Raw genomic sequence first — 25,833 nt, forward strand, 5'->3', positions numbered from 1 at the left:
TAGATCCCGTCGCGCTGTGGTCAAACTGCCAGTAAACTGCGCTGTATTTCCTGAACCACTCTATTTCAGAGGTTTTGCATGACTATCAGTCCTTTTGCGGGCAAACCGGCACCGGCAGAATTGTTGGTCGACATCCCGCGACTGGTAACGGCTTATTACACCGGCCAACCGGACGCTTCGATTTCCACCCAGCGTGTGGCGTTTGGTACTTCCGGGCACCGCGGCAGCTCCTTCGACCTGAGTTTCAATGAGTGGCACGTTCTGGCAATCAGCCAGGCGATTTGCCTGTACCGCGAAGCCCAGGGCATCGATGGCCCGTTGTTTGTGGGCATTGATACTCACGCTCTGTCGACCCCGGCCGGGGCCAGCGCGCTGGAAGTGCTGGCGGCCAACGGCGTGACCGTGATGATCGCCGAAGGTGACGAATACACGCCAACCCCGGCGATCTCGCACGCCATTCTCTGCTACAACCGTGGCCGCACTTCGGGCCTGGCGGATGGCATCGTGATTACGCCGTCGCACAATCCGCCGCAAAGCGGTGGCTACAAATACAACCCTACCAACGGTGGCCCGGCCGATACCCACATCACCAAGTGGATCGAAGCCAAGGCCAACGAACTGCTCGCCAACAAACTGGCCGGCGTCAAACGCGTCAGCTACGAGCAGGCGCTCAAGGCCAGCACCACTCACCGTCACGATTATCTGAACACCTACGTTGCCGATCTGATCAACGTGATCGACTTCGATGCCATTCGTGACGCCAAGCTGCGTCTGGGTGTCGATCCGCTGGGCGGAGCAGGGGTGCGCTACTGGTCGGCGATTGCCGAGCATTACCGTCTTGATCTGGACGTGGTGAACAAGCAGGTCGATCCGACTTTCCGTTTCATGACGGTCGATTGGGACGGGCAGATCCGCATGGATCCATCGTCCAGCTATGCCATGCAAGGTTTGATCGGTCTAAAGGAACGTTACGACGTGGCCTTCGCCTGCGACCCGGATCACGACCGTCATGGCATCGTCACCCCTTCGGGTGGTCTGCTGGCGCCGAACAACTACCTGGCGGTGTCCATCGACTACCTGTTCCAGAACCGTCCGCAATGGCGCGCCGATGCCGCTGTGGGTAAAACCGTGGTCAGCAGCGCTCTGATCGATCGCGTGGCCAAGCGTCTGGGACGTCGTCTGTACGAAGTACCGGTCGGTTTCAAATGGTTCGCCGATGGCCTGTTTGACGGCTCGTTGGGTTTTGGTGGCGAGGAGAGTGCTGGCGCTTCGTTCCTGCGCAAGGATGGCAGCGTTTGGAGCACCGACAAGGACGGTTTGATTCCGGCGTTGTTGGCGGCTGAAATGACCGCCCGTACCGGCCGTGATCCAAGCCAGGCCTATCGCGCCCTGACCGATGAACTGGGCGAACCGTTCTCGGTGCGCGTCGATGCCAAGGCCAACCCTGAGCAGAAAGCGCTGCTGAGCAAGCTGTCGCCGGAGCAAGTGACTTCGACCGAGCTGGCAGGCGAGAAGATTCAGAGCATCCTCAGCCACGCGCCGGGCAACGATCAGGCCATTGGTGGCCTGAAGGTGATGACCGAAAACGGCTGGTTCGCCGCGCGTCCTTCGGGTACTGAAGACATCTACAAGATCTACGCCGAAAGCTTCATTGGCGACGATCACCTCAAGCAACTGGTGGCCGAAGCGCAAACGCTGGTGGATGGCGCAATCAGCACCCAGTGATCTTCAGGGAGGTGAGTTCTTTCTGTGGTGAGGGGATTCATCCCCGATGGACTGCGTAGCAGTCCGCTCCAACGGTAAAGAAGGGCCGCTTCGCGGCCAATCGGGGATGAGTCCCCTCGCTACAAAGGTTACAAAAAAGGGGCGACCATGACGGTCGCCCCTTTTTTTCGCCTGCAGTTCAGGCCATCAAGCCAGATCCACCAACACGATTTCGCTGTCTTCGAGCGCGGTCACGGTCAGCACCGACTCATGTTCCACAGCAACTCCGTCTCGAGCTTGCGCACGCAAGCCATTGACTTCAATCAAACCGGTGGCAGGCACTAGGTAGGCTCGGCGTCCGGCATCCAGACGATATTCAGCCGTTTCCCCAGCCTTGATATTCGCCGCGACCAGCCGCGCATCGGCGCGAATGCGCAGGCTCTGGTCGTCACCGTCCTTGCCGCTGGCCAGGGTCACGAACCCTTCGCGCTGGCCTTTGGGGAACGGTTTGGCGCCCCACGATGGTGGCGCGCCGGTTTCGGTTGGAAGAATCCATATCTGGAAAATCCGCGTTTCCTGGTCTTCCAGGTTGTACTCGCTGTGAGCGATGCCCGTACCGGCGCTCATGACCTGTACGTCGCCAGCCTCGGTACGGCCCTTGTTGCCAAGGTTGTCCTGGTGGGTAATCGCACCTTCGCGAACGTAAGTGATGATTTCCATGTCGCGGTGCGGGTGTTGTGGGAACCCGGTGCCGGCGGCGATCACATCATCGTTCCACACCCGCAGATTGCCCCAGTTCATGCGCTGCGGGTCGTAGTATTCGGCGAACGAAAAGTGGTGATGGGCATCCAACCAGCCGTGATGAGCGCCGCCCAGCGTGTTGAAAGGTCTGAGTTCAAGCATGATCGTCTCCTCAAAAGGTTCGTCATGGGGCGCAACGCCAGAGCCACGAAGCGAGACCGTTGGTTAATGACGGGCATCATCCTTCAGTCAATCATCGAGAAAAAGCGTAAAAAGTGCGGCATTCTCATCGAATCTATTGATGGGAAACAGGCTCGAAACGATCTCACCCAACTTTCAGTTCATCGCCTAAACCAATGACCTGTAAGCATTTCGCTAGAACTCATGGGCAAATAAAGACACCATAGCCCCCAACAGCCTCACACACTGGAGCCTATCAGCGTGGCGCAACACACTCCCGATCTTCCTCCCGAACTTCGTCCGTTGGCCGAGATGCCTTGGTTCAAACGTCTGGCCGCGCGTTTCTTCGGCCATGGCCTGACGCGTTTGCGCGCCCAGCACCGTGCCTCTTGGCTGCACGGTCAGGCTGACGGGTTTCGCAGCGGGCACACCGCGGGTGTGGATTACGGTTTCAAAGAAGGAAAACTCGAAGGGCTGGAAGAAGGTCGCCAGGTCCTGCTGATTCGTGACAGCCGCAGCACCGAGCATCGTCCGCCGAGCGTCGACAACCATCTGTTCGATGATTGGCGTCTGCCACTCAGCGCCGAACTGAAAAAACGCATGAAGGCCGATGTGGCACGCCTGCTGCCCGAGCACGCCCAGCCAAGCGCCGCGCAATGGAAGATGATTTTCAGTGATACGCCCTCAACCTCGGTGATTGCCGGGGCCGGTGCGGGTAAATCGACGACGCTGGTGCTGCGTATTCTGTTGCTCACGCATTATCTGGGCTTTGAACTCGACTCGATGACCGTGGTGACCTTCACTCGCGAATCACGCAAGGATTTCATCAATAAACTGATCGAGATGTTCGCGCTCTGGGGCCAGAAATTGAGTCTGAAACAGGCGCGGGAACTGGTGCGGACCTTTCACTCGCGCATTCTGCCGATGGTTCGCAGCCTGCCGGGCTTCGAGCGCTTGCAGGCTTTTGAAAACCTCAGCAATCGACCACAAGGGGCTGACGAGGACGTCGACAGCAACCCGTTCGATCTGCGGATCAACGATGCCCAGCGCCAGCAGCTCAACGCCTGCTACCACCGGTTATTCAATGAAGACGAGCGTTTTCGCTCGTTGATTCAGCCGTTGGCCAAGGCTGCCTTGCAGCTCAAGGAACTGGAGCGCGATCACCCGGACGTGCAGAAGCGCATGGCAGTGACCGAACTGGCATCCAAACGCGACGAAGAACTGTGCGACGCCATCGAAGACCTGTGGTTTCGCGCCGGTGCCTGGCCGATCAAAGGCATTGAGCCCAACCGGCAGACGTTCGAGATCAACGGTTCGACCTTTCATTGTCATGGCTACATCCCCAGCCTCGATGCCTGGGTGGTGCTTGGCTTCGATCCCCGGGAAAACCCGCAGATCTGCCGGCCCAACGCCAAGCTCAGCGTACGCGCCGAGTGGGCTGTAAAGCGCACCCTGTTTCAAGCTTTCTGCCGTAAGCCATTGATTTGGCTAGATAGTTATGAAATGTCAAAGCGAGTTCTGTCGACGTTGGCCGGCGATGCGAGCGCGGGTCCCGGGTTCGATTACAAGGTCAAAGGTGAACTGGTCTCAGCGCCGCTGCTGGACTGTTTTGTCGCGGCGGCCGGTTTCATCGAAAACCTCGGGCTGGATGTGCCGGACGCTGTCGGTCGTATGAGTTTTGCCAAGGATGATCCGGATCGGTTTTTCTTCGAGGCGCTGAGCCTGTTCTGGCGTGCCCTGGAAGATCATTTGCTTGATCAGAAGCCGCCGGTGATGACCTACAACCGGATGTTCGCGCTGTTCAGCGAACACTCGCCGGAAAATCTCAAGCTGCTGAGTGATGAGCTGCTGCGGCCCATGTCGCACTTGATGATCGACGAGTTTCAGGACGTATCGCCGCAAATCGTCTCATGGATCCGCGCCAGCCTTGCGGAAATCCGCAGTCGTGGCCCGGCCATGCATGTCGGGCGGGGCGCACAGCGTTCGTCGTTGCTGTGCGTGGGTGACGACTGGCAGTCGATCCACGGCTGGCGGGGCAGTTCGCCGAGTTACTTCATGGAGTTCAACAAGGAATTCCCGTCGCCGAGCACCACGCGGGTGATGCTCAGTGACAATTACCGCAGCCATCAGCACATCATCGATGCCGCCGAACACATCGTCCGCGCCGCGCCGGCAATTCCGGGCAAGAAGGCCAAGGCCAGTGGCGCAGCCAAGGCATTGCAGCCGGTAAATGTGCTGGAGCGCGATGATCAGGCTTTGGGTCAGCGCCTGGCCGAACACTACAGTCGCGGCGATTCAATCTTGATGCTTTATCGAAAAAGCAGTGATAAGTCATTGATAGAACAGCATATACAGTCTGTAGTTAATGTGGATTCGAGCTTGCCGTACGAGGCTCGACGCTTTAAGCAACTGACCTATCACAGCGCCAAAGGTCTGCAAGCCGACGCCGTGTTCCTGCTAGGTGATTGCCAGCACCTGACCAGTTCGCCGTACAAGAATCAGGTGTACCGCATGGCCGGGCTGGGCAAGGCTGGCGACAGCGAGCCTTATGACACGGCGCAAAAGGACGAGATCCTGCGTCTGGCCTATGTTGGCATCACTCGGGCGGTCAGCCATTGCTATTGGTACGTCGAACCGCAGGACAACCAGGCAGTAAACATGCCGAGGGCGTCCGATCGGGTTGCGCAGGGCAAGGCGTACTTTGTCGATCACCGCTCGCAAGCAAAAACCCGGTAACCGCCGCGCACAAAAAAGCCCGCATTTACGGCGGGCTTTTTTTTATTTAAAACAATAACTTATGCGTAACTCCTGAAAGATTCCGGAGGAATAAATGCCTCCAGCTCATCCTCTACGGCCTCGATAATGCGCTCGACATCGGCCGCGTTCATCACCGTGGCGCAAGGAATGCCGGCAATGGCGATCATGGTTTCGCCGCTGGCACGATCAAACAGACGGGCAATCATGCTGCCCGGTGCATCCATCGTTGCTTCGAAACCCATGGGATGAAAGTGCCAGCGCATCAGCTGGCACGCGTTGGGGAAGGTGACTTTGCTCGAAGCTTTATTCATGTGTTGCCCGCCTTCTTCATCGAGCGCTTCCTTTTGCTCATGTTAGGTGGGAAGAGCCTTCATTGGCTCAACCGTTCAGTGACATTAAAAGTAGCATCCGGATGTGAAATCTCTGTGAGATTTTTCAGTTCATTTTGCGATTGCTTCGCGTTTTTTGATGTAAGTCACGCTCTGGTCAGTGATCGCCAAAAGGCCACTACGGTTTGCTCGTTGATCGTTTTCATGAAGTTGGGCAAGCTCGACTCTTTTGCATCGAGCCCTTTATGCACGCCGACGATGACGGCCCCGAACAGACCCCGGCCACGGCCGCCACGGTCATGCGCTACCACCTGAGCTGGAAACACCGCGATCTGGACAGCGTCATGGCGCTGTATCACCCGGACGTCCAGTACAACGATTTCTTTCAGAACCGGGTCCTCGGCCTCGACGAACTGCGCGAGTACGTGCGCGTGAGCATGCCGCGAGAATCCGACGAAGCGCTGGAGCATTGCGACCGGATCCGCGTGGATGGCAACACTGCGTTCATTCAGTACGAAGTGACCCTGCGCGGCGGCGACGGGCTGGTGTCATTCCGTTCCAGCGAAGCGATTACGGTCAAGGACGGGTTGATCTGGCGGGTCAACGAATACGCTTCACTGGTCCGTGCGCAAACCAACGGTGCCGTCGCACCCAGTCAGCGCCCGGCGGTGAGTCGTCTGGGCTTGTCACCGCGCCAGATCAGTTTCATGGCCGAGGATCTGCAGCAATATTTCGAGCTCCAGCAACCGTACCTCGATCCGGAACTGGACCTGCAACGGGTGGCGAAGGAGTGCGGGTACAGCCGCAATCAGATTTCCTATCTGCTCAATCAGGTGTTGGGCCAGAGCTTCTATCGCTACGTCAACCAGGCACGCTTGCAGCACTTGCTCAAGTCACTGGATCAGGCCACGCCGCCGCTGCGTATCGACGAGCTGGCGTTTGCGGCCGGTTTCAACTCGCTGTCAGCGTTCTACAGCTGTTTCCGCCAGCACACCGGCCAATCCCCCAAGGCTTACGCCAAACAAATTTCTTTGCGGGCACGCGCGCAAGACATTCGCTGAAGGCACGCACTAGGATCGGCGCCATCGAAGGTTTTCAGTGGCGGAGTCTTGCATGCCGGCGTGGCGCACTATCAGTTTGTGGATGGATCAACTCGACGAGCCGCTAACCGCGCGGCCAGCGCTGGAGCGGGATCTGGATGTCGACGTGGCAATCATCGGCGCCGGTTATACCGGGCTGTGGACCGCGTACTACCTGAAAAAACTCGCTCCCGGTCTGGATATCGCCATCGTCGAGGCGCAAACCGCCGGTTTCGGGGCGTCCGGGCGCAATGGCGGCTGGCTGATGGGCAACCTGCTGGGCGAGGATCGACTGCTTGCCGGGCTCTCGCCACAACAACGCCGCGCTTCGTTCGATCTGCTGCACAGCATCCCCGATGAAGTGGAAGTTGTGCTCGAACGTGAGGGCATCGACTGCGATTACCGCAAAGGCGGGGTGCTGTACTGCGCCGCACGCTATCCGGAGCAGGAAGCCAGCCTGCGTGAATACCTCGACAAACTGCATGCCCAAGGCCTGACCGACAACGATTATCGCTGGCTCAGCCCCGAGCAACTGGCGCAACAGATTCGTGTGGCAAAACCCTACGGCGGGATTTATGCGCCGCATGTGGCGACCATCCACCCGGCGAAACTGGTGCGCGGTCTGGCGCGCACCGTGCAGAACATGGGCGTGAAAATCTACGAAAACAGCCCGGTCACGCACTGGCAGTCCGGCAGTTTGCGCACGGCCAAGGCCAGTGTGCGCAGTCGCTGGATCGTGCCAGCCGTCGAAGGTTATTCGGTGACGTTGCCGCCGCTGGGCCGCTATCAGTTGCCGGTGCAAAGCCTGATTGTCGCCACCGAACCGTTGTCGGCAGCGACCTGGGATGAAATCGGCCTCAACCGTGGCCAGGCCTTCAGCGAGTTCAGCCGCCAGGTCACCTACGGCCAGCGCAGTGCCGATAACCGCCTGATCTTCGGCGCCCGCGGCGGTTACCAGTTCGCCGGCAAGCTACGCCACAACTTCGATCTGACCCGTGATGAAGTAGAGCTGCGCCGCTATCTGTTCGGCGAACTGTTCCCTCAGCTGAAAAACGTGCAGATCACCCACGCCTGGGGCGGCAACCTCGGCATGTCGCGGCATTTCAAGCCGCACATGCTCTGCGATCGCGCCAATGGCATCGCGCTGTCCGGCGGTTATGGCGGGGAGGGTGTCGGTGCCAGCAACCTCGGCGGCCGAACGTTGGCCGATCTGATTCTCGAGCGTGACACCGAACTGGTGCATCAGCCGTGGGTGCTGCCGGATGGCGGGATACATGCGCTGCGCGCCTGGGAACCGGAGCCGTGCCGCTGGCTGGGCTACAACGCGATCATCAAAAGTTTTGTCCACGAAGACCAGACCCTGGCCAACCCGGCCACTGCACCGTGGCGGCGCAAGCTTGCCAGCCAGGTCGCGGGTTTCATGGAAGGTTTCATGCACTAACCGCCGTTTTCTTCAAAAGACAGGTCCCCCCATGAGCATTACGCAGTTCAAGAACACCGCCACTCTGCAACTGGACGAGTCCAACCCGGTCGCCGTGCCTCTCGGTGAGCCGGTCGCCATTGCCTCGACCACCAGCGTCGAACGCGACGACGGCGTCGAAACCGGCGTCTGGGAATGCACCCCGGGGCGCTGGCGTCGGCAGATCACCGCGCAGGAATTCTGCCATTTCATTTCTGGCCGCTGCACGTTCACCCCGGACGACGGCGGCGCAACCCTGCACATACAAGGTGGCGACGCACTGATGTTGCCGGCCAACACGCTCGGCGTCTGGGACATCCAGGAGACCGTGCGCAAGACCTACGTGCTGATTTTCTGATTGCTTGATCCTTTGATTGCCTGCCAACAAAAATAGCCACTACAGGAATCACCTCATGATCCAGAAAACCCTCGCTCTGGCGCCGCTGCTGCTGGCCGCCTCCATCAGCCATGCCGCCGAAACGGTCAAGGTTTACAACTGGTCCGATTACATCGCACCGGACACCACGAAAAGCTTCCAGAAAGACACCGGCATCGGCGTCACCTATGACGTCTACGACAGCAACGAGACTCTCGACGGCAAGTTGATGACCGGCAAATCCGGTTATGACGTGGTGTTCCCGTCCAACCACTTCATGGCCCGGCAGATCCAGGGCGGGGCGCTGAAGAAACTCGACAAGAGCCAGTTGCCGAACTGGAAGAACCTCAATCCGGTATTGCTCAAGGCTTTGCAGGTCAACGATCCGAACAACGAGCACGGCTTTCCGTACCTGTGGGGCAGCACCGGCATCGGCTACAACATCGCCAAGGTCAAAGCGGTGCTGGGTGACAACGCGCCAGTGGACTCCTGGGACCTGATCTTCAAGCCCGAGTACATGGAAAAACTGCAGAAGTGCGGTGTGGCGATCCTCGATAACGGCCCGGAACTGCTGCCGGCAGCGCTCAATTACCTGGGGCTGCCGCCCCACAGCAAGAACCCCGAGGACTACAAGAAAGCTGAAGCGCTGCTGATGAAAGTGCGGCCGTATGTCAGCTACTTCCATTCCTCGAAATACACCAGTGACCTGGCCAACGGTGACATCTGCGTGGCGGTCGGTTTCTCCGGCGATATCCTGCAAGCGGAAAACCGCGCCAGGGAAGCGAAGAACGGCATCGACATCGGTTACGCGATTCCCAAGGAAGGCGCGGCGATCTGGTTCGACATGGTGGCCATGCCGGCCGATGCGCCGGACGAGAAGGCCGGTTACGCGTTCATGAACTACCTGCTGCGACCGGACGTGATGGCCGGCATCAGCAATTACGTGCACTACGCCAACGGCAACGAGCAGGCTGACAGCCTGATCGACCCCGCTATCAAGAGCGACACCAAGGTCTATCCGAGCCCGGAGATGATGGGCAAGCTGTTTGCGCTGGAGGCGATGCCGCTGAACATCGACCGGATTCGTACGCGGGTGTGGAACAAGATTCGAACGGGTAGCTGAGGCGGTTCCTGGGAGGGGCATCGTCAATACTCACGATGCCCTTCCAGACAGGACTTATACAAAAGGGCGATAAGAATTCGTGGCTTATGCCTGTCATATCTGACAGGTTTCAACTCGGTGCTTTTGCTGTTCAATGGCTGGCAGAAGGGTCTTCGATCCTTTGCGCACCCAGGAGACAGTCATGTCCAGCGACCAGCAATTTCTTGAAGCGTTTCACATTGGCGAAAAAGGTGAGGCAGCAGGTGTAATCAAGGGCAAGGTGAAAAACCGTTACACCGAGGTCACCTTTGATTTTTTATCCACCTGGATCTGGCGCGATGAGCTAAACGAAACGCTGCGGTTTCACGGCACCATGCCTGATCCACTGGTGCATGGCAGTAGTTGGCTGGTAGGGCTCTGTTTGAGCAGCAAATCACAGCCCAGTGGTGAGTTCCAGTTTGGAGACCCCAGGATCGTTTATCTCAATCTGATAACTTTCACCGATAGCGGGTCAAAGCTCGAATTCCCGGCTGCCTCGGGAGGGGTCATTCTGCAGCACCACCCCGACAATCACATTAACGGCAAGCTGGAATTTCGCACGGAGAAGCGCGGCTTCGATAGTTTCGACGTTGACGTAACCTTTGCCATCGGCCGGTTCTGATGTTCTGTTTGATCCAGAACCGGTTTCATATACGCCCGGTGAAATCCAGCGCCTTGATTCATACGAATCAGTTGAAGACGGTATCTGATATCAATGTAATAGCGCTCTCGCCGGGCTGCACCAAATTGAGACGTACCTAACAAAAAACAACTTACCGTTATTTAATATTTAAATAGAAAATCGTCAGACAATTAGGCGAAACCAAACACCGTAGAACATTCTTTCGATCCCGCACTCATTGTTTACAGGCACTTGCTCGAACAGTTCAATTTGATCTCAAAAAAACGCTAGACGACAGATTTCAAATTGTGTCAGGTTTCTTACGCCTTCATTGGGCGAGTGATAGGACGATCTCGCCAGGGATTGTCGCTATCTGACAAAAACTGTTCCATTGCTAAACAAGGAAGTGTGTTTATGTCGAAAGTAAAAGCTAACGCTATTGATACCACCGCAGATACATTCGTACCTGTCGGCGCAGCGCAGTCTCTGGCTGCATCCAGCTCCGCCTGGAACCAGATCAATAGCTTCAGCCATCAGTACGATCGTGGCGGCAACCTCACGGTCAATGGCAAACCCTCCTTCTCGGTGGATCAAGCCGCTACTCAACTGTTGCGAGACGGTGCTTCCTGGCACGATCTCGACAACAGCGGCAAGATCGAACTGACTTACACCTTTCTGACCGCCAAAACCGCCAACTTCAGCGGCTTGGGCGTCACCGGTTTCAGTCAGTTCAGTGCCCTGCAAAAAGCTCAGGCCGTGCTCGCCATGCAATCCTGGGCTGACGTCGCCAATGTCACGTTTACCGAGGCTGCCAAAGGTGGCGACGGTCACATGACCTTCGGTAACTACAGCGGTGGCCAGGAAGGTGCGGCGGCGTTTGCTTTCCTGCCAGGCACCGAGCCTGGTTATGACGGTCAATCCTGGTACCTGACCGGCAGTGGCTACGACGTCAACAAAACCCCGGGGGTGAACAATTACGGGCGTCAGACCCTGACGCACGAAATCGGTCACACATTGGGGCTGTCTCACCCTGGCGACTATAACGCCGGCGAAGGCAACCCGACCTACAAGGATGCGTCCTACGGTCAGGACACCCGTGGTTACAGCCTCATGAGTTACTGGAGCGAAAGCAACACCGCCCAGAACTTCAGCAAGGGCGGTGTGGAAGCCTATGCCTCCGGCCCGCTGATGGATGACATTGCGGCGATCCAGAAGCTGTACGGCGCCAATATGAGCACCCGTGCCGGTGACACCACCTATGGCTTCAACTCCAACGCCGGTCGCGATTTCCTCAGCGCCTCGTCGTCGAGCGACAAGCTGGTGTTCTCGGTGTGGGACGGGGGCGGCAAGGACACCTTCGACTTCTCGGGTTTCACCCAGAACCAGAAGATCAACCTCAATGAAGCCTCGTTCTCCGACGTTGGCGGCATGGTGGGTAACGTGTCCATCGCCAAGGGCGTGACCATCGAAAACGCCATCGGCGGTTCGGGCAACGACCTGCTGATCGGTAACAGTGCGTCCAACGAGCTGAAGGGCGGTGCCGGCAACGACATCATCTACGGCGCCGGTGGTGCGGACAAACTGTGGGGCGGCGCCGGTTCGGACACCTTTGTGTTCGCAGCCAGCTCCGACTCCAAACCGGGTGCGATCGATCAGATCCTCGATTTCGTCAGCGGTCTGGACAAAATCGACCTGAGCGCTATCACCGGCGGTTCCGGCCTGCACTTCGTCAACAGCTTCACCGGTGCAGCCGGCGACGCGATCCTGACTTCGTCGGGCGGCAACAGCCTGTTGTCGGTGGACTTCTCCGGGCACGGCGTGGCGGACTTCCAGGTCAGCACCGTTGGCCAGGCAGCGACCAGCGACATCGTGGCGTGATGTGAAACGGGAAAGCGGCGCTCGATGCGCCGCTTTCTTTACTTGCATCGTCCTGGCCGCTGGGCAAGGCTACGTGCCGGAGCGAATATTCTCATGATCTATAAAGCTTTTACCTACAAGGCAATGGCGTGGCTTTCGGCGGCGTTCATCATGATTTCTGGAGAAACAACCATGGCAAGCAGCCTCAGACTCGAAGATCCATTGGTTTTTGCCGGGCAATGGCAGGCTGTATTGACTGCGCCTGATGACGCCCCGCAGGCGCAGGCATTGCAAGACAAACCGTCGAATATCTGCCTGATCGATCTTGAACCGAACCAGACGCTGGGCAAGGGCGCCGAATGCCTGGGGGCATGGCTTGAGCAAGCGCCGATCGGCTGGTTTCCTGATCCGGACGGCCTGTCGATTACCGGCAAGGAGGGTTCAAGAATCCAGTTCTTCAGCCGACAACGTGATGGGCTTTATCTGAGCACTTTGAAGTCGGGGCTGGTGATTACGCTCACGCGCCATACGCCGCAGCCGTGAACAGCGCCACCGACTGAGCAGTTGCATATAAGGTTGTGCGTTGCAGTTATAAGCAACAGCTCAATACAACGAATGGCCGTTTAAATGACGGAAGTTGTTATTGAAGTGTCAGTGAAAGTTGCAAGAACTAGTCCGGCATGTGCGCGGATAATTAATGGAAGCGCCTCGTCAAAGAATGGCGGGGAATAATTTCAGGAATATTCAATGAAGATGGCGAAGGCCCCAGCCACCGCTCCCTTATTCAAGGCTTTGGGTGACTATAAAGGCATTCTGATCAGCGTCGGGTGCTTTACTGCACTGATTAACGTGCTGATGCTGGTGCCCTCGATTTATATGCTGCAGGTCTACGACCGCGTACTGTCTTCGCAGAACGAAACCACCCTGGCGATGCTGTCCTTGATGGTCGTTGGATTCTTTGCGTTCATCGGCATGCTGGAGGTAGTGCGCAGTTTCATCGTGATCCGCATCGGCAGCCAACTGGAGCGCCGCTTCAACCTGCGGGTCTATCAGGCGGCGTTCGAGCGCAACCTGTTCAAGGGTGAGGGAAATGCCGGGCAATCGCTGGGCGACCTGACCCACATTCGCCAATTCGTCACCGGGCCGGCGCTGTTTGCGTTTTTTGACGCTCCGTGGTTCCCGGTCTATCTGTTCGTCATCTACCTGTTCAACGTCTGGCTGGGCGTGCTCGCCACCGCTGGGGCGCTGCTGCTGATCGCGCTGGCGTGCCTCAACGAATACATGACCAAGAAGCCGCTGGGCGAAGCTGCCGGTTACTCGCAGAAGTCCAGCCAACTGGCGACCAGCCACCTGCATAACGCCGAAACCATTCAGGCCATGGGCATGCTTGGCGCGTTGCGCAAGCGCTGGTTTGGTGTGCATTCGCGCTTCCTTGGCCTGCAGAATCAGGCCAGCGACACTGGCGCGGTAATCAGCTCGATCAGTAAAACCCTGCGTCTGTGCCTGCAATCGCTGGTGCTCGGCCTGGGTGCGTTGCTGGTGATCAAGGGCGACATGACCGCCGGGATGATGATCGCCGGTTCGATCCTGATGGGCCGGGTGCTGAGTCCGATCGATCAGTTGATCGCCGTGTGGAAACAGTGGAGCGGGGCGAAGCTGGCCTACCGTCGTCTGGATTCGTTGCTGCAGGCGTTCCCGCCGAGCGATGACGCCATGGCGTTGCCGGCGCCAAAAGGCCAGATTGCCTTTGAGCAAGTCAGTGCCGGCCCTCCGGGACAGCGCGCGGCGACCCTGCAGATGGTCAACTTCAGCATCGGCGCGGGCGAAGTGCTGGGCGTGCTCGGCGCCTCTGGTTCCGGCAAGTCGACCCTGGCCCGGGTGCTGGTCGGCGTGTGGCCGACCCTTGGCGGGACTGTGCGTCTGGACGGTGCGGACATCCATCGCTGGAACCGCGATGAACTCGGCCCATACATCGGCTACCTGCCACAGGACATCGAACTGTTCAGCGGCAGCATCGCCGAGAACATCGCCCGTTTCAGCGAAGCCAACCCGGAAAAAGTCGTGGCCGCCGCGCAACAGGCCGGTGTCCACGAGATGATTCTGCGTATGCCCCAAGGCTACGACACGCAACTGGGCGAGGACGGCAGTGGCCTGTCCGGCGGCCAGAAGCAGCGCGTCGCTCTGGCTCGGGCCATGTATGGCGATCCGAGTCTGGTGGTGCTCGATGAGCCGAACTCCAACCTCGATACCGTTGGCGAAGCCGCGCTGGCCAGCGCCATCGCCCAGCTCAAGGCCAAGGGCACCACCGTGGTGCTGGTCACGCACCGTTCTTCGGTATTGGCCCAGGCCGACAAGTTGCTGGTGCTCAACGATGGTCGTTTGCAGGCGTTCGGCAACAGTCAGGATGTCCTCAAGGCGCTGTCCGGCGCCCAGGAACAACAACGGGAAAAATCTGCGCAGGCACCGGGCGGGCTCAGCATGAGCCGGCAGTACCAGCCCACGACAAGGAATTCGGGTGTATGAGCAGCGCCAGCATGAACACTGAAAACGAAGCCTCCATGGAACACGCGTACGTCACCGAGCGCCCGGAGCGCGATGCGAAATTCTTCGCGCGCATGGGCTGGATTCTGGCCATCGTCGGCGCCGGCAGCTTCTTCACCTGGGCCGCACTGGCGCCGCTGGACCAAGGCATTCCGGTGCAGGGCACCGTGGTGGTGTCGGGCAAGCGCAAGGCTGTGCAGTCGATGAGCAGCGGCGTGGTCAGCCGGATTCTGGTACGTGAAGGCGAAATCGTGAAGCAGGGGCAACCGTTGTTCCGCCTCGATCAGACCCAGGTCGCCGCCGACGTGCAGTCGCTGCAGGCGCAATACCGCATGGCGTGGGCCAGCCTCGCGCGCTGGCAGGCCGAACGCGACAACCTCAAAGAGATCACCTTTCCCGCCGAGCTGAGCAACGACCCGGACCCGCGTCTGGCACTGGTGCTGGAAGGTCAGCGTCAACTGTTCAGCAGCCGCCGCGAAGCGTTCTACCGCGAGCAGGCCGGGCTGCGCGCCAGCATCGAAGGCGCCACCGCGCAACTGGCGGGCATGCGACGCGCGCGCACCGACCTCAATGCCCAGGCCGATTCGCTGCAACAGCAACTGAGCAACCTGCAACCGCTGGCGGACAACGGCTACATCCCGCGCAACCGTTTGATGGAGTACCAGCGGCAGCTGTCGCAAGTGCAGCAGCAACTGGCGGAAAACACCGGTGAAAGCGGCCGGGTCGAGCAGGGCATTCTCGAGTCGCGCCTGAAGTTGCAACAGCATGGCGAGGAATACCAGAAGGAAGTGCGCACGCAACTGGCCGACGCGCAGCTGAAAAGCGTGACCCTGTCCGAACAACTGACTTCTGCCGGTTTCGATCTGCAACACAGCGAGATCCTTGCCACCGCCGATGGTGTGGCGGTCAACCTCGGCGTGCACACCGAAGGCGCCGTGGTGCGTCAGGGCGAAACCCTGCTGGAGATCGTCCCGCAAGGCACCACCCTGGAAGTCGAAGGGCACTTGCCGATCAACCTGATCGACAAGGTCGGCACGCATCTGCCGGTCGATATCCTCTTCACCGCGTTCAACCAGAGCAAGACCCCGCGTGTGCCGGGTGAGGTCAGTCTGATTTCCGCCGACCAGATGGTCGACGAGAAAACCGGCGTGCCGTACTACGTTTTGCGCAGCAGCGTCAGTGATCAGGCCATGGAGAAGCTTCACGGCCTGGTGATCAAGCCCGGTATGCCGGCGGAAATGTTCGTGCGCACTGGCGAACGCTCACTGCTCAACTACCTGTTCAAACCGCTGCTCGATCGGGCCGGCTCCGCGTTGACCGAAGAATAAGGATGTTCGGCTGTATGAATAAGCTTTCGATGTTGGGAGCAGCGTTCGCGCTGCTCGCAGGAAACAGCGCGCTGGCGGCCATGGGGCCATTCGAGATCTACGAGCAGGCATTGCGCAACGACCCGGTGTTCCTCGGCGCGATCAAGGAGCGCGACGCGGGCCTGGAAAACCGCATCATCGGCCGCGCCGGGCTATTGCCGAGACTGGGTTACAACTACAACCGTGGTCATAACACCTCCAAGGCCACGCAACTGACCAATCGCGGCAGCCTCACCGAAGACCGCAACTACAACAGCTACGGCTCGACCCTGACCTTGCAGCAACCGTTGCTCGACTACGAAGCCTATGCGGCATATCGCAAAGGCGTGGCCCAGTCGCTGTTCGCCGACGAGGCGTTTCGCGGCAAGAGTCAGGAGCTGTTGGTGCGGGTGCTGGATAACTACACCAAAGCCTTGTTCGCCCAGGATCAGATCGACATCGCCCAGGCCAAGAAGAAAGCCTACGAGCAGCAGTTCCAGCAGAACGAGCACATGTTCAAACAGGGTGAGGGCACGCGCACCGACATTCTGGAAGCCGAGTCGCGCTATGAACTGGCGACCGCCGAAGAGATCGAGGCGCGCAACGAGCAGGACGCGGCGCTGCGTGAGCTGGGTGCGCTGGTCGGCGTGCCGACGGTGGACATCAGCGAGCTGGCGCCACTGGATCAGAATTTCCAGACCTTCGCCCTGATGCCGGCCAACTACGACACCTGGCACGAACTGGCGATCAGCAATAACCCGAACCTGGCGTCGCAGCGTCAGGCGGTTGAAGTGGCCAAGTACGAAGTGGAGCGCAACCGCGCCGGGCACATGCCGAAAGTCAGTGCCTATGCTTCGATCCGCCAGACTGAATCGGACAGCGGCAACACCTATAACCAGCGCTATGACACCAATACCATCGGTTTTGAAGTCAACGTGCCGCTGTATGCCGGTGGCGGGGTATCGGCTTCGACCCGTCAGGCCAGCCGCACCATGGAGCAGGCGGAATACGAACTCGACGGCAAGACTCGCGAGACGTTGATCGAATTGCGCCGCCAGTTCAGCGCTTGCCTGTCGGGTGTCAACAAGCTGCGCGCGTACCAGAAGGCCTTGGCCTCGGCTGAAGCGCTGGTGGTGTCGACCAAGCAAAGCATTCTCGGCGGTGAGCGGACCAATCTCGATGCGTTGAATGCCGAACAACAACTATTTACCACCCGCCGCGATCTGGCTCAGGCACGCTACGACTACTTGATGGCCTGGACCAAGCTGCATTACTACGCGGGGACCTTGAACGAACAGGATCTGGCGCGGGTGGATGAGGCCTTCGGACAAGGCCCGAAAAGCAACCCGCGTTAATGCTTGGCACTGAACTTGTGGCGAGGGAGCTTGCTCCCGCTTGAGTGCGCAGCGCTCACCGGATTTTGCGCTGCTGCGCAGCCAGCGGGAGCAAGCTCCCTCGCCACAAATGGAGATGCGCTCGATAGTTCAGGAAATGCTCGCCCGGCGAAACGGGTCATAACAAAAACATAAGAAAAGTGAGTGGTGAACATGGACGTACGCATCAAGCCGGCAGCGGTCGGCACTCTGTTGCTCGCAGTTTCCATTGCGCAAGCCAACGCGCAGTACCTTGAAACCGGCAAGCCCGGCGATCCCGCCAGTTGGCGCAGCGCCGAATTCCAGCGCGACTGGGGCCTGGCGCGGATGCAGGCGGATCAGGCCTACGCCGCCGGCATCACCGGTAAAGGCGTAAAGATCGGCGCTCTTGACTCCGGCTTCGATGCCGCCCATCCCGAGTTCGCCAGCGACCGCTATCACCCGGTGTTGGCCTCCGGCAGTTACGTCGATGGTTCGCTGTTCAGCGTCAACGGCACCCTCAACCCCAACAACGATTCCCACGGCACTCACGTGGTCGGCACCATGGGCGCGAGTCGTGACGGCACCGGCATGCACGGCGTGGCGTACAACGCACAAATCTACGTCGGCAACACCAACAACAACGACAGCTTTCTGTTCGGCCCGAAACCCGATCCGCGTTATTTCAAAGCGGCGTATGACGCGCTGGCCGCTGCCGGCGTGCGCGCGATCAACAACAGTTGGGGCAGTCAGCCGCCGGATGTCAGCTATCGCACCCTGGCCGATCTGCATGCTGCTTATGCTCAACACTGGAATCAGGGCACCTGGCTCGATGCAGCGGCGGACGTCTCGCGCCGTGGCGTGATCAACGTGTTCAGCGCCGGCAACAGCGGCTATCCGAACGCCAGCGTGCGCTCGGCGTTGCCGTACTTTCAGTCGGATCTCGAAGGTCACTGGCTGGCGGTTTCGGGGCTGGATCAGAGCAACCAACAGAAGTACAACCAGTGCGGCATCGCCAAATACTGGTGCATCACCACACCGGGGGCGAAGATCGACAGCACCATTCCGGGTGGCGATTATGCGATCAAGTCCGGCACCTCGATGGCCGCGCCGCACGCCACCGGGGCACTGGCGCTGGTGATGGAACGCTATCCGTACATGAACAATCAGCAGGCGCTCGAAGTGCTGCTGACCACCGCCACGCAACTCGACGGCTCGGTCACCGATGCACCCACCGAGCGGGTCGGCTGGGGCGTGGCCAACCTGAATCGGGCGATGCGCGGGCCTGGGCAGTTGCTTGGCGCGTTCGATGCCAACCTGGCGGCCGGGCAAAGCGATGTCTGGAGCAATGACATCTCCGACAAGGCACTGATTCAGCGTCAGCGCGAAGACCTCGCCGAACACAGCGCCTGGCAGCAAACCTTGCAGGACAAGGGCTGGCAGAACGGCATTGCGGCCGGCGCCAGTCAGCAGGATCAGACCGACTACGCGGTCGGTATGGCGCGTGATGCCGCCGCGGCGACCCGGGTCTATCAGGGCAGTTTGATCAAGTCCGGAGCAGGACGTTTGCTGCTGACCGGCGACAACACCTTCCGTGGCCCGACCACGGTCAATGGCGGCTTGCTCAGCGTCAACGGTTCGCTGGCGTCGGCGGTGACGGTCAACGACAGCGGCACCCTGGGCGGCTCCGGGCGCATCGGTGCGTTGCTCGCCAACAGCGGCGGCCGTGTGGCGCCGGGCAACTCCATCGGCACCTTGAACGTGGCCGGTGACGTGACCTTCGCCCCGGGCTCGACCTACGCGGTGGAGCTGTCACCGACCAGCAGCGACCGCATCGTCGCCGGCGGCGTCGCGAGCATCAGCGGCGCGACCGTCAGCCTGTCGCTGGAAAACAGCCCGACTCTGCTCAGCACCACTGAAACTCGCAGCCTGCTCGGCCACTCGTACGACATTCTGCAAGCGGCTGGCGGCATTCAGGGCCGGTTCGGCGCGGTGCTGCCGGACTACCTGTTCATCGGCGGCAACCTCGACTACGCGGCCAACGAGATTCAGCTCGACATCCAGCGCAACGCTACCTCGTTCGCCAGTGTCGGACAAACCCCGAATCAGCGCGCCGTAGCGGCTGCCGTCGAAGGTTTGGGCGCTGGCAATTCGGTGTACGAAAGCCTGCTGCTCTCAGCGTCTGCCGCCTCGGCGCAGCAAGCTTTCCAGCAACTGAGTGGGGAGATCTACCCGGCAATCGGTTCGATGCTGATCAATGACAGCCGCCAGTTGCGCGACGCGGTGGGCGAACGTCTGCACGATGCCAGCGCCTCACAAAGCAATGGCTGGATCAAGGCACTCGGTGCCTGGGGTACAACCAACTCCGCTAATGACACCTCGCGCTACAGCACTTCGATCGGTGGCTTGCTGGGCGGTGTTGACGGTGCGCTGGACGAGCAGACCCGCATCGGTCTGGTCACCGGTTACAGCGACAGTTCGCTGAACATGGGCTCGGACACGCACTCGTCGGCCAAGGTCGACAGCTATCACCTCGGCGCTTACGCCGGTCATGAAATCGGCGCCTGGCGCCTGAGCACCGGCGCGGCCTACAGCTGGCATCGCGCCGATATGAAGCGCGATCTGCAATACGGCGACGTCAGCGCCAAACAAAAAGCCAAGGTCGATGCGACCACTGTTCAGGTCTTCGGTGAAGCGGCTTACCGGCTCAACCTGCAACCGCTGGCACTGGAGCCGTTCGCCAATCTCGCGTACGTGCATCTGGACACTGACGGCTTCACCGAAAAGGGTGACGCGGCGGCGCTGAAAAGCTCTGGCGACCAGCGTGATGCGGTGCTCAGTACGCTCGGTGTGCGCGCGGTCAAGCGCTTCAACCTGTCGAATCAGCAGGCGCTGGACCTGAGCGGGCATCTCGGCTGGCAGCACAGCCTCAGCGACATCGACTCTGAACAACATCTGCGTTTTGCCAGCGGCAGCACGCCGTACTCGGTCGAGAGTTCGCCACTGGTGCGTGATGCGGCGCTGGTCGGTGTGCAAGCCAGCCTGGCCTTGAGCAAGGACGTGCGAGTGAACCTTGATTACAACGGGCAACTGGCCAATCGCGAGAAGAGCCATGGGGTTGGGTTGAGCCTGAATTGGCAGTTCTGACGGACGGTGTACGCGTAGCCCCGTAGGAGCACATACCTGTGGCGAGGGAGCTTGCTCCCGCTCGGCTGCGCAGCAGTCGCAAATTCGCCAGACCGGGTTCGACTGGAAAAATGCAGGGGGCCGCTTCGCGCCCCAGCGGGAGCAAGCTCCCTCGCCACAAAAAGCAGCATTCATGAGATTGAAGTACACGGATTTTTCGCAACAACACTAAGGAAGGTCGCTGGATGAATAACAACAAAACCCCCGCGCAAACGGGCGGTCGCTTCGCCATGAAAACACTCAATTGCGCCGTGATTTGTGCGCTGACCACTTGGGGCAGCGCACACGCGGCGCCTTATGTGGAAAGCGGCCGCACTGGCGATCCCGCCAGTTGGCGCAGTACCGAGTTCAAGGCTGACTGGGGCCTGGGCGCCATCGGCGCGGATTACGCCTACGCCGCCGGTTACACCGGCAAAGGCGTGAAACTGGGGATCTTCGACCAGCCGGTGTACGCCGCGCACCCGGAGTTTTCCGGGGCTAACAAAGTCATCACCCTGGTCACCAGCGGGATCCGCGAATACACCGACCCGTACATCCCGGTCAAAGCCGGGGACGCGTTCCGCTATGACGGTTCGCCCTCGGTCGGTTCCAACGGCAAGCTCGGCGCCCACGGCACCCACGTCGGCGGTATTGCCGCCGGCAGCCGCGACGGCGGGCCGATGCACGGGGTGGCGTTCGGTGCGCAGATCATCAGTGCCGACAACGGTGACCCGGGCCCGGAAGACGGTATCGTCCGTGGCAACGACGGCGCGGTGTACAAGGCCGGTTGGGATGCGCTGATCGCCAGCGGCGCGCGGATCATCAACAACAGCTGGGGCATCGGCATCACCGACCGTTTCGACCTTGGCGGCCGCAACCCGGCGTATCCGCACTTCACCGTCAACGACGCGCAATTGCAGTTCAACGAAATCCGCACACTGCTCGGCACCAAGCCCGGCGGTGCCTACGACGGCGCCATCGCCGCCGCCCGCAGCGGTATCGTGACGATCTTCGCTGCCGGTAACGATTACAACCTGAACAACCCGGACGCCATCGCCGGCCTCGGTTACTTCGTGCCGGACATCGCGCCGAACTGGATCACCGTCGCCGCGTTGCAGAAAAACCCGGACCTGGCCAGCGCCAATCCGTACATCATGAGCACGTTCTCTTCGCGTTGCGGCTACACCGCGAGCTTCTGCGTCTCGGCGCCGGGGACGCAGATCTACAGCTCGATCATCAGCGGCACCAACGCTGACAACCTGACCACTGGCTACGCCAACTACAACGGCACCTCGATGGCCGCGCCACACGTGGCCGGCTCGATGGCGGTGCTGATGGAGCGCTTCCCGTACATGACTGGCGATCAGGTCGCCACGGTGTTGCGTACCACCGCCACCGACCTCGGTGCACCAGGCATCGACGCCTTGTACGGCTGGGGCATGATCAACCTGCGCAAGGGCATTGATGGCCCGGCGATGTTTGTCACCGAGAAAGACATTCCGGAGGAATTCCGCATCCAGGGGGCCTACGGTTCCGGGCAGTTCGTCGCGGACTTGCCGGGCATTGGCGCGATCATCGACAAGGGCAAACCGACCGAGCGCCTGTGCACCGACATCACCTGCGGCCTCGACACCTGGCGCAACGACATTTCCGGTCACGGGGGCCTGACCAAGCAAGGTATCGGCACCCTGGTGATGACCGGCAACAACACCTACAGCGGCCCGACCCTGGTCAATCAGGGGCGTCTGGCGATCAACGGCTCGCTGGCTTCGGCGGTCACGGTCAACGACAGCGGCATCCTCGGCGGTAACGGCCGCATCGGCGCACTGACCGCGAAAAGCGGCGGTACCGTCGCGCCGGGCAACTCGATCGGCACGCTGAACGTCGCCGGTGACGTGACCTTTGAACCGGGTTCGACCTACGCGGTGGAAGTCTCGCCGACCAGCAGCGACAAGATCGTTGCCGGCGGCAAAGCGGTGATCGATGGCGCCACGGTCAGTCTGTCGCTGGAAAACAGCCCGACCTTGCTGACCACCACTGAAGTGCAGAGCCTGCTCGGTACTCAGTTCAACATCCTGCAAGCGGCCGGTGGCATTCAAGGGCAGTTCGGGCAAGTGCTGCCGAACTACGCGTTCCTCGGCGGCACCCTGGCGTACTCGGCGAGCGGCGTACAACTGGAGGTGGGGCGCAATGGCGCGTCGTTCGCCAGTGTCGGTCTGACGCCGAACCAGCGTGCGGTCGGCGCGGCTGCCGAGCGTCTGGGCGCGGGCAATGCGCTGTTCGAAACCCTGCTGTTGTCGCCGAACGCGGCGTCGGCGCAACAAGCGTTCCAGCAACTGTCCGGCGAGATCCATCCAGCCATCGGCACGATGCTGATTAACGACAGCCGCTACCTGCGTGAAGCCGTGGGCGAGCGTTTGCGTGAGCGTGATCTGTTCAATGCCAACGCGCCGACCGACGACCGCAGCAACGCCTGGGTCAAGGTCCTGGGTTCGTGGGGCAAGAGCGACGGTGGGCATGAAAATGCCGACTCCAACAGCTCCATCAGCGGGCTGCTGGCTGGCGTCGACGGCTTGATTGCTGAAGATACGCGTCTGGGTTTCGTTACCGGTTATAGCGACAGCTCGTTGGGTATGGGCGGCGGCACGCATTCGTCGGCCTCGGTCGACAGCTACCACCTGGGTGCGTACCTGGGGCATCAGATCGATGCGCTGCGTCTGACCGCCGGTGCGGCCTACAGCTGGCATCGCGTGGATGTGAAACGTGACCTGCAATTCGGTGACGTCAGCGGTAAACAGAAAACCAGGCACGATGCGGCGACTACCCAAGTGTTCACCGAAGCGGCTTATGATCTGCGCCTGCAACCGATGAATCTGGAGCCGTTCGCCAATCTGTCGTACGTGCACTTGAACACTGATAGCTTCACCGAGAAGGGTGATGCGGCGGCGCTCAAGGGTAGTGAAGACAATCGCGATGTGGTGCTGTCGACCCTTGGCGTGCGCGCCAAGCGCACCTTCGCGCTGTCGGACAAACATCAGCTGGAACTGGGCGCGACCCTGGGCTGGCAGCACAACCTGAGCAGTGTCGATGCTGACAGCCACCTGGCGTTTGCCAATGGCAACAGCGCGTTCACCGTGCAGAGTGTGTCGATGGATCGTGATGCTGCCGTGGTCGGTGTACGCGCCGGGCTGGCGCTCAATCGCGATGTCCGGGTTAACCTGGACTATAACGGACTGATCGGTAACAACGAGAAGGATCACGGAGTGGGTCTGACGCTCGACTGGCAGTTCTAAAGGCAATGCCGGCAGTTCCTTGGGGGCTGCCGGTTTTGAAGGAAGAGAGAGCACAACATGGGACTGTTCGATTACAAGAATGCCGATGGCAAAGCGTTGTACAGCGACGCTATCGCGCTGACGCTGTATGCCTACACCCCGACCGGGCAAGCATTGCCGGGCACGGCCTGGAAACCGCTCAGTGCGACAGCGCTGGGCTATCAGGGCAAGGTCGGGGCGCAGGGTACATTCTTTGGCGAGAAGGATGGCTTCACCAGCGCCGAAGCCGAAGTGCTTGGCAAATACGATGCAACAGGCAAGCTGACCGGTATCGGTGTGGCCTTTCGTGGTACAGGCGGGCTCGGCTTCAGCGACACTTTCGGCGACTTGAAAAACAACCTGCTGGCCGCCATCGGGCCATCGGATTACGCGAGCAACTACGCGAAAAATGCCTTCGATAATCTGCTCAAGGCTGTCGCCGCGTTCGCGGTATCACACGGCATTGCCGCCAAAGATGTACTGATCAGCGGTCACAGCCTTGGCGGGCTCGGGGTCAACAGCGTGGCCGAGTTGAGCGCCAGCAACTGGGGCGGGTTCTTCAAGGACGCCAACTACATTGCGTTCGCGTCGCCGACCCAGAGCAGCACCGGCAACAACGTGCTGAACATCGGTTACGAAAACGATCCGGTGTTCCGTGTGCTCGATGGCACCACCTTCAGCAGCAGCTCAATGGGCAAGCACGACAAGCCGCATGAGTCGACCACCGACAACATCGTCAACTTCAATGACCATTACGCGTCCACCGCGCAGAACCTGGTGCCGTTCAGCATTGCCAATCCGCTGAGCTGGTCGGCCCATGGCTCGTTGGGCTATGCCGATGGCTTGAATCGGGTGATCGACTCGAAGTTCTACAACCTGACGCACAAGGACTCGACCATCATCGTCTCCAACCTTGAGGAAGCGTCCCGGGGCAAGACCTGGGTCGAGGATCTGGGGCGCAGTGGCGAGCCACACACCGGCAGCACTTTCATCATTGGCACGCAGAGCAACGACTGGCTAAAGGGCGGGGCGGGTAACGACTTCCTCGAAGGCCTGGGCGGCGATGACCGTTTCCGTGATGACGGGGGTTTCAACATCCTGCTCGGCGGTCAGGGCCACAACACCTTCGAGCTGCAGAAACCGCTGCAGAACTTCAGCTTTGCCAACGACGGAGACGGCACGCTGTACGTGCGCGACGCCTACGGCGGTATCAGCATGACCCGCGACATCGGCGCGCTGGTGAGCAAGGAATCGGGTTCGTGGTGGGGCAGCAAGGAGATCACCTGGGGCGTCACGGCCAAGGGTTTGACCAATGGCAACGACCTGACCCAGTACACCCATTCGCTCAACGGCGATGCGTACGGTAATGCGCTGCACGCCAGTGCCGAGGGTGACTGGCTGTTCGGGCTGGGCGGCGATGACAAGCTGATCAGCGACAAGGGCCACGTGACCTTCGTCGGCGGCGCCGGCAATGACGTGATGACGGCGGTGGGTGGCAACAACACCTTCCTGTTCAGCGGCGCGTTCGGTTTCGACGCGATCAATGGTTACCAGGGCAGCGACAAACTGGTGTTCATGGGCGTCGAAGGCGCGGGGCAGGGCTACGACTACAAGCAGCATGCGGCACAGTCGGGGGCTGATACGGTGCTGAAGATTGGCGAGTATGCCGTGACCCTGGTCGGGGTTGGGGTGGCTAACCTGTCGGACTCGTCTTTCGTGTTTGCCTAGCTCCAAAGTGGGAGCGGGCTTGCTCGCGAAGGGGCCGTATCAGTCAACATTGCTGTAACTGATACGCCGCTTTCGCGAGCAAGCCCGCTCCCACAAGGGAAGATCTGCAACAAGTAGTACTGAAATGCTCCGGGGCGTGCCCGCG

17 protein-coding genes are annotated in these 25,833 nt (G+C 60.1%); 15 read left to right on the forward strand and 2 right to left on the reverse strand.

What is annotated here, in order from left to right; translation table 11 throughout:
• Window positions 1-78 precede the first annotated feature (78 nt).
• Window positions 79-1,725, forward strand: coding sequence for a phosphoglucomutase (alpha-D-glucose-1,6-bisphosphate-dependent) (gene pgm, locus JFU48_RS21780; RefSeq protein WP_201137620.1), 1,647 nt, complete (start codon window positions 79-81; stop codon window positions 1,723-1,725).
• A gap of 186 nt (window positions 1,726-1,911) precedes the next feature.
• Here the strand turns inward: pgm and JFU48_RS21785 are convergent, their stop codons facing one another.
• Window positions 1,912-2,607 carry a pirin family protein gene (locus JFU48_RS21785; RefSeq protein ID WP_003225024.1) on the reverse strand — a complete coding sequence of 232 codons (696 nt, stop codon included), beginning with the start codon at window positions 2,605-2,607 and terminating at the stop codon, window positions 1,912-1,914.
• 279 nt (window positions 2,608-2,886) lie between these two features.
• Between JFU48_RS21785 and JFU48_RS21790 the strand changes: the two genes are divergently transcribed.
• The gene (locus JFU48_RS21790; protein ID WP_201137621.1) at window positions 2,887-5,361 is read left to right on the forward strand and encodes a UvrD-helicase domain-containing protein; all 2,475 of its coding nucleotides are present in this window, start codon (window positions 2,887-2,889) and stop codon (window positions 5,359-5,361) included.
• A gap of 59 nt (window positions 5,362-5,420) precedes the next feature.
• Here JFU48_RS21790 and JFU48_RS21795 read toward each other — a convergent pair whose 3' ends face one another.
• The gene (locus JFU48_RS21795) at window positions 5,421-5,693 is read right to left on the reverse strand and encodes a DUF1652 domain-containing protein (RefSeq protein WP_045122460.1); all 273 of its coding nucleotides are present in this window, start codon (window positions 5,691-5,693) and stop codon (window positions 5,421-5,423) included.
• 263 nt (window positions 5,694-5,956) lie between these two features.
• Here JFU48_RS21795 and JFU48_RS21800 point away from each other — a divergent pair, with 263 nt between their 5' ends.
• The 13 genes from JFU48_RS21800 to JFU48_RS21860 all read left to right on the forward strand — a co-directional run bounded on the left by JFU48_RS21800 (window position 5,957) and on the right by JFU48_RS21860 (window position 25,688).
• The gene (locus JFU48_RS21800; protein ID WP_003225022.1) at window positions 5,957-6,772 is read left to right on the forward strand and encodes a helix-turn-helix domain-containing protein; all 816 of its coding nucleotides are present in this window, start codon (window positions 5,957-5,959) and stop codon (window positions 6,770-6,772) included.
• Window positions 6,773-6,824: 52 nt separating this feature from the next.
• Entirely contained in the window at window positions 6,825-8,231 is a 1,407-nt protein-coding gene (locus JFU48_RS21805; RefSeq protein ID WP_201137622.1) for an NAD(P)/FAD-dependent oxidoreductase, read from the forward strand.
• A 31-nt stretch (window positions 8,232-8,262) separates the two neighbouring features.
• The gene (locus tag JFU48_RS21810; protein ID WP_201137623.1) at window positions 8,263-8,607 is read left to right on the forward strand and encodes a cupin domain-containing protein; all 345 of its coding nucleotides are present in this window, start codon (window positions 8,263-8,265) and stop codon (window positions 8,605-8,607) included.
• A gap of 55 nt (window positions 8,608-8,662) precedes the next feature.
• Window positions 8,663-9,748: a polyamine ABC transporter substrate-binding protein gene (locus JFU48_RS21815; protein ID WP_201137624.1), complete on the forward strand. Its 1,086-nt coding sequence runs from the start codon at window positions 8,663-8,665 to the stop codon at window positions 9,746-9,748.
• Between the two features lie 181 nt (window positions 9,749-9,929).
• Window positions 9,930-10,388, forward strand: coding sequence for a hypothetical protein (locus JFU48_RS21820; RefSeq protein WP_201137625.1), 459 nt, complete (start codon window positions 9,930-9,932; stop codon window positions 10,386-10,388).
• A 414-nt stretch (window positions 10,389-10,802) separates the two neighbouring features.
• Window positions 10,803-12,266, forward strand: coding sequence for a serralysin family metalloprotease (locus JFU48_RS21825; protein ID WP_201137626.1), 1,464 nt, complete (start codon window positions 10,803-10,805; stop codon window positions 12,264-12,266).
• Window positions 12,267-12,359: 93 nt separating this feature from the next.
• Window positions 12,360-12,788: an AprI/Inh family metalloprotease inhibitor gene (locus JFU48_RS21830; protein ID WP_201138507.1), complete on the forward strand. Its 429-nt coding sequence runs from the start codon at window positions 12,360-12,362 to the stop codon at window positions 12,786-12,788.
• Between the two features lie 204 nt (window positions 12,789-12,992).
• Window positions 12,993-14,768 carry a type I secretion system permease/ATPase gene (locus tag JFU48_RS21835; RefSeq protein WP_003225008.1) on the forward strand — a complete coding sequence of 592 codons (1,776 nt, stop codon included), beginning with the start codon at window positions 12,993-12,995 and terminating at the stop codon, window positions 14,766-14,768.
• A complete protein-coding gene (locus JFU48_RS21840; protein ID WP_003225006.1) occupies window positions 14,765-16,114 on the forward strand; it encodes an HlyD family type I secretion periplasmic adaptor subunit in 1,350 nt (449 codons plus the stop codon). Before JFU48_RS21835 ends, JFU48_RS21840 begins: the two co-directional genes overlap by 4 nt.
• A gap of 2 nt (window positions 16,115-16,116) precedes the next feature.
• Complete coding sequence (locus tag JFU48_RS21845; RefSeq protein ID WP_103521425.1) at window positions 16,117-17,487, forward strand: TolC family outer membrane protein; 1,371 nt, start codon at window positions 16,117-16,119, stop codon at window positions 17,485-17,487.
• 192 nt (window positions 17,488-17,679) lie between these two features.
• Window positions 17,680-20,631 (forward strand): autotransporter serine peptidase EprS, encoded by a 2,952-nt coding sequence (gene eprS, locus JFU48_RS21850; protein ID WP_201137627.1) that lies wholly within the window; start codon window positions 17,680-17,682, stop codon window positions 20,629-20,631.
• A gap of 224 nt (window positions 20,632-20,855) precedes the next feature.
• Window positions 20,856-23,942 carry an autotransporter serine protease gene (locus JFU48_RS21855; protein WP_201137628.1) on the forward strand — a complete coding sequence of 1,029 codons (3,087 nt, stop codon included), beginning with the start codon at window positions 20,856-20,858 and terminating at the stop codon, window positions 23,940-23,942.
• A 57-nt stretch (window positions 23,943-23,999) separates the two neighbouring features.
• Window positions 24,000-25,688: a polyurethane esterase gene (locus tag JFU48_RS21860; protein ID WP_003224997.1), complete on the forward strand. Its 1,689-nt coding sequence runs from the start codon at window positions 24,000-24,002 to the stop codon at window positions 25,686-25,688.
• Window positions 25,689-25,833: the final 145 nt, after the last annotated feature.

Origin of the sequence: Pseudomonas sp. TH49 (assembly GCF_016650625.1) — a bacterium.
Classification (GTDB): Bacteria; Pseudomonadota; Gammaproteobacteria; order Pseudomonadales; family Pseudomonadaceae; genus Aquipseudomonas; species Aquipseudomonas fluorescens_H.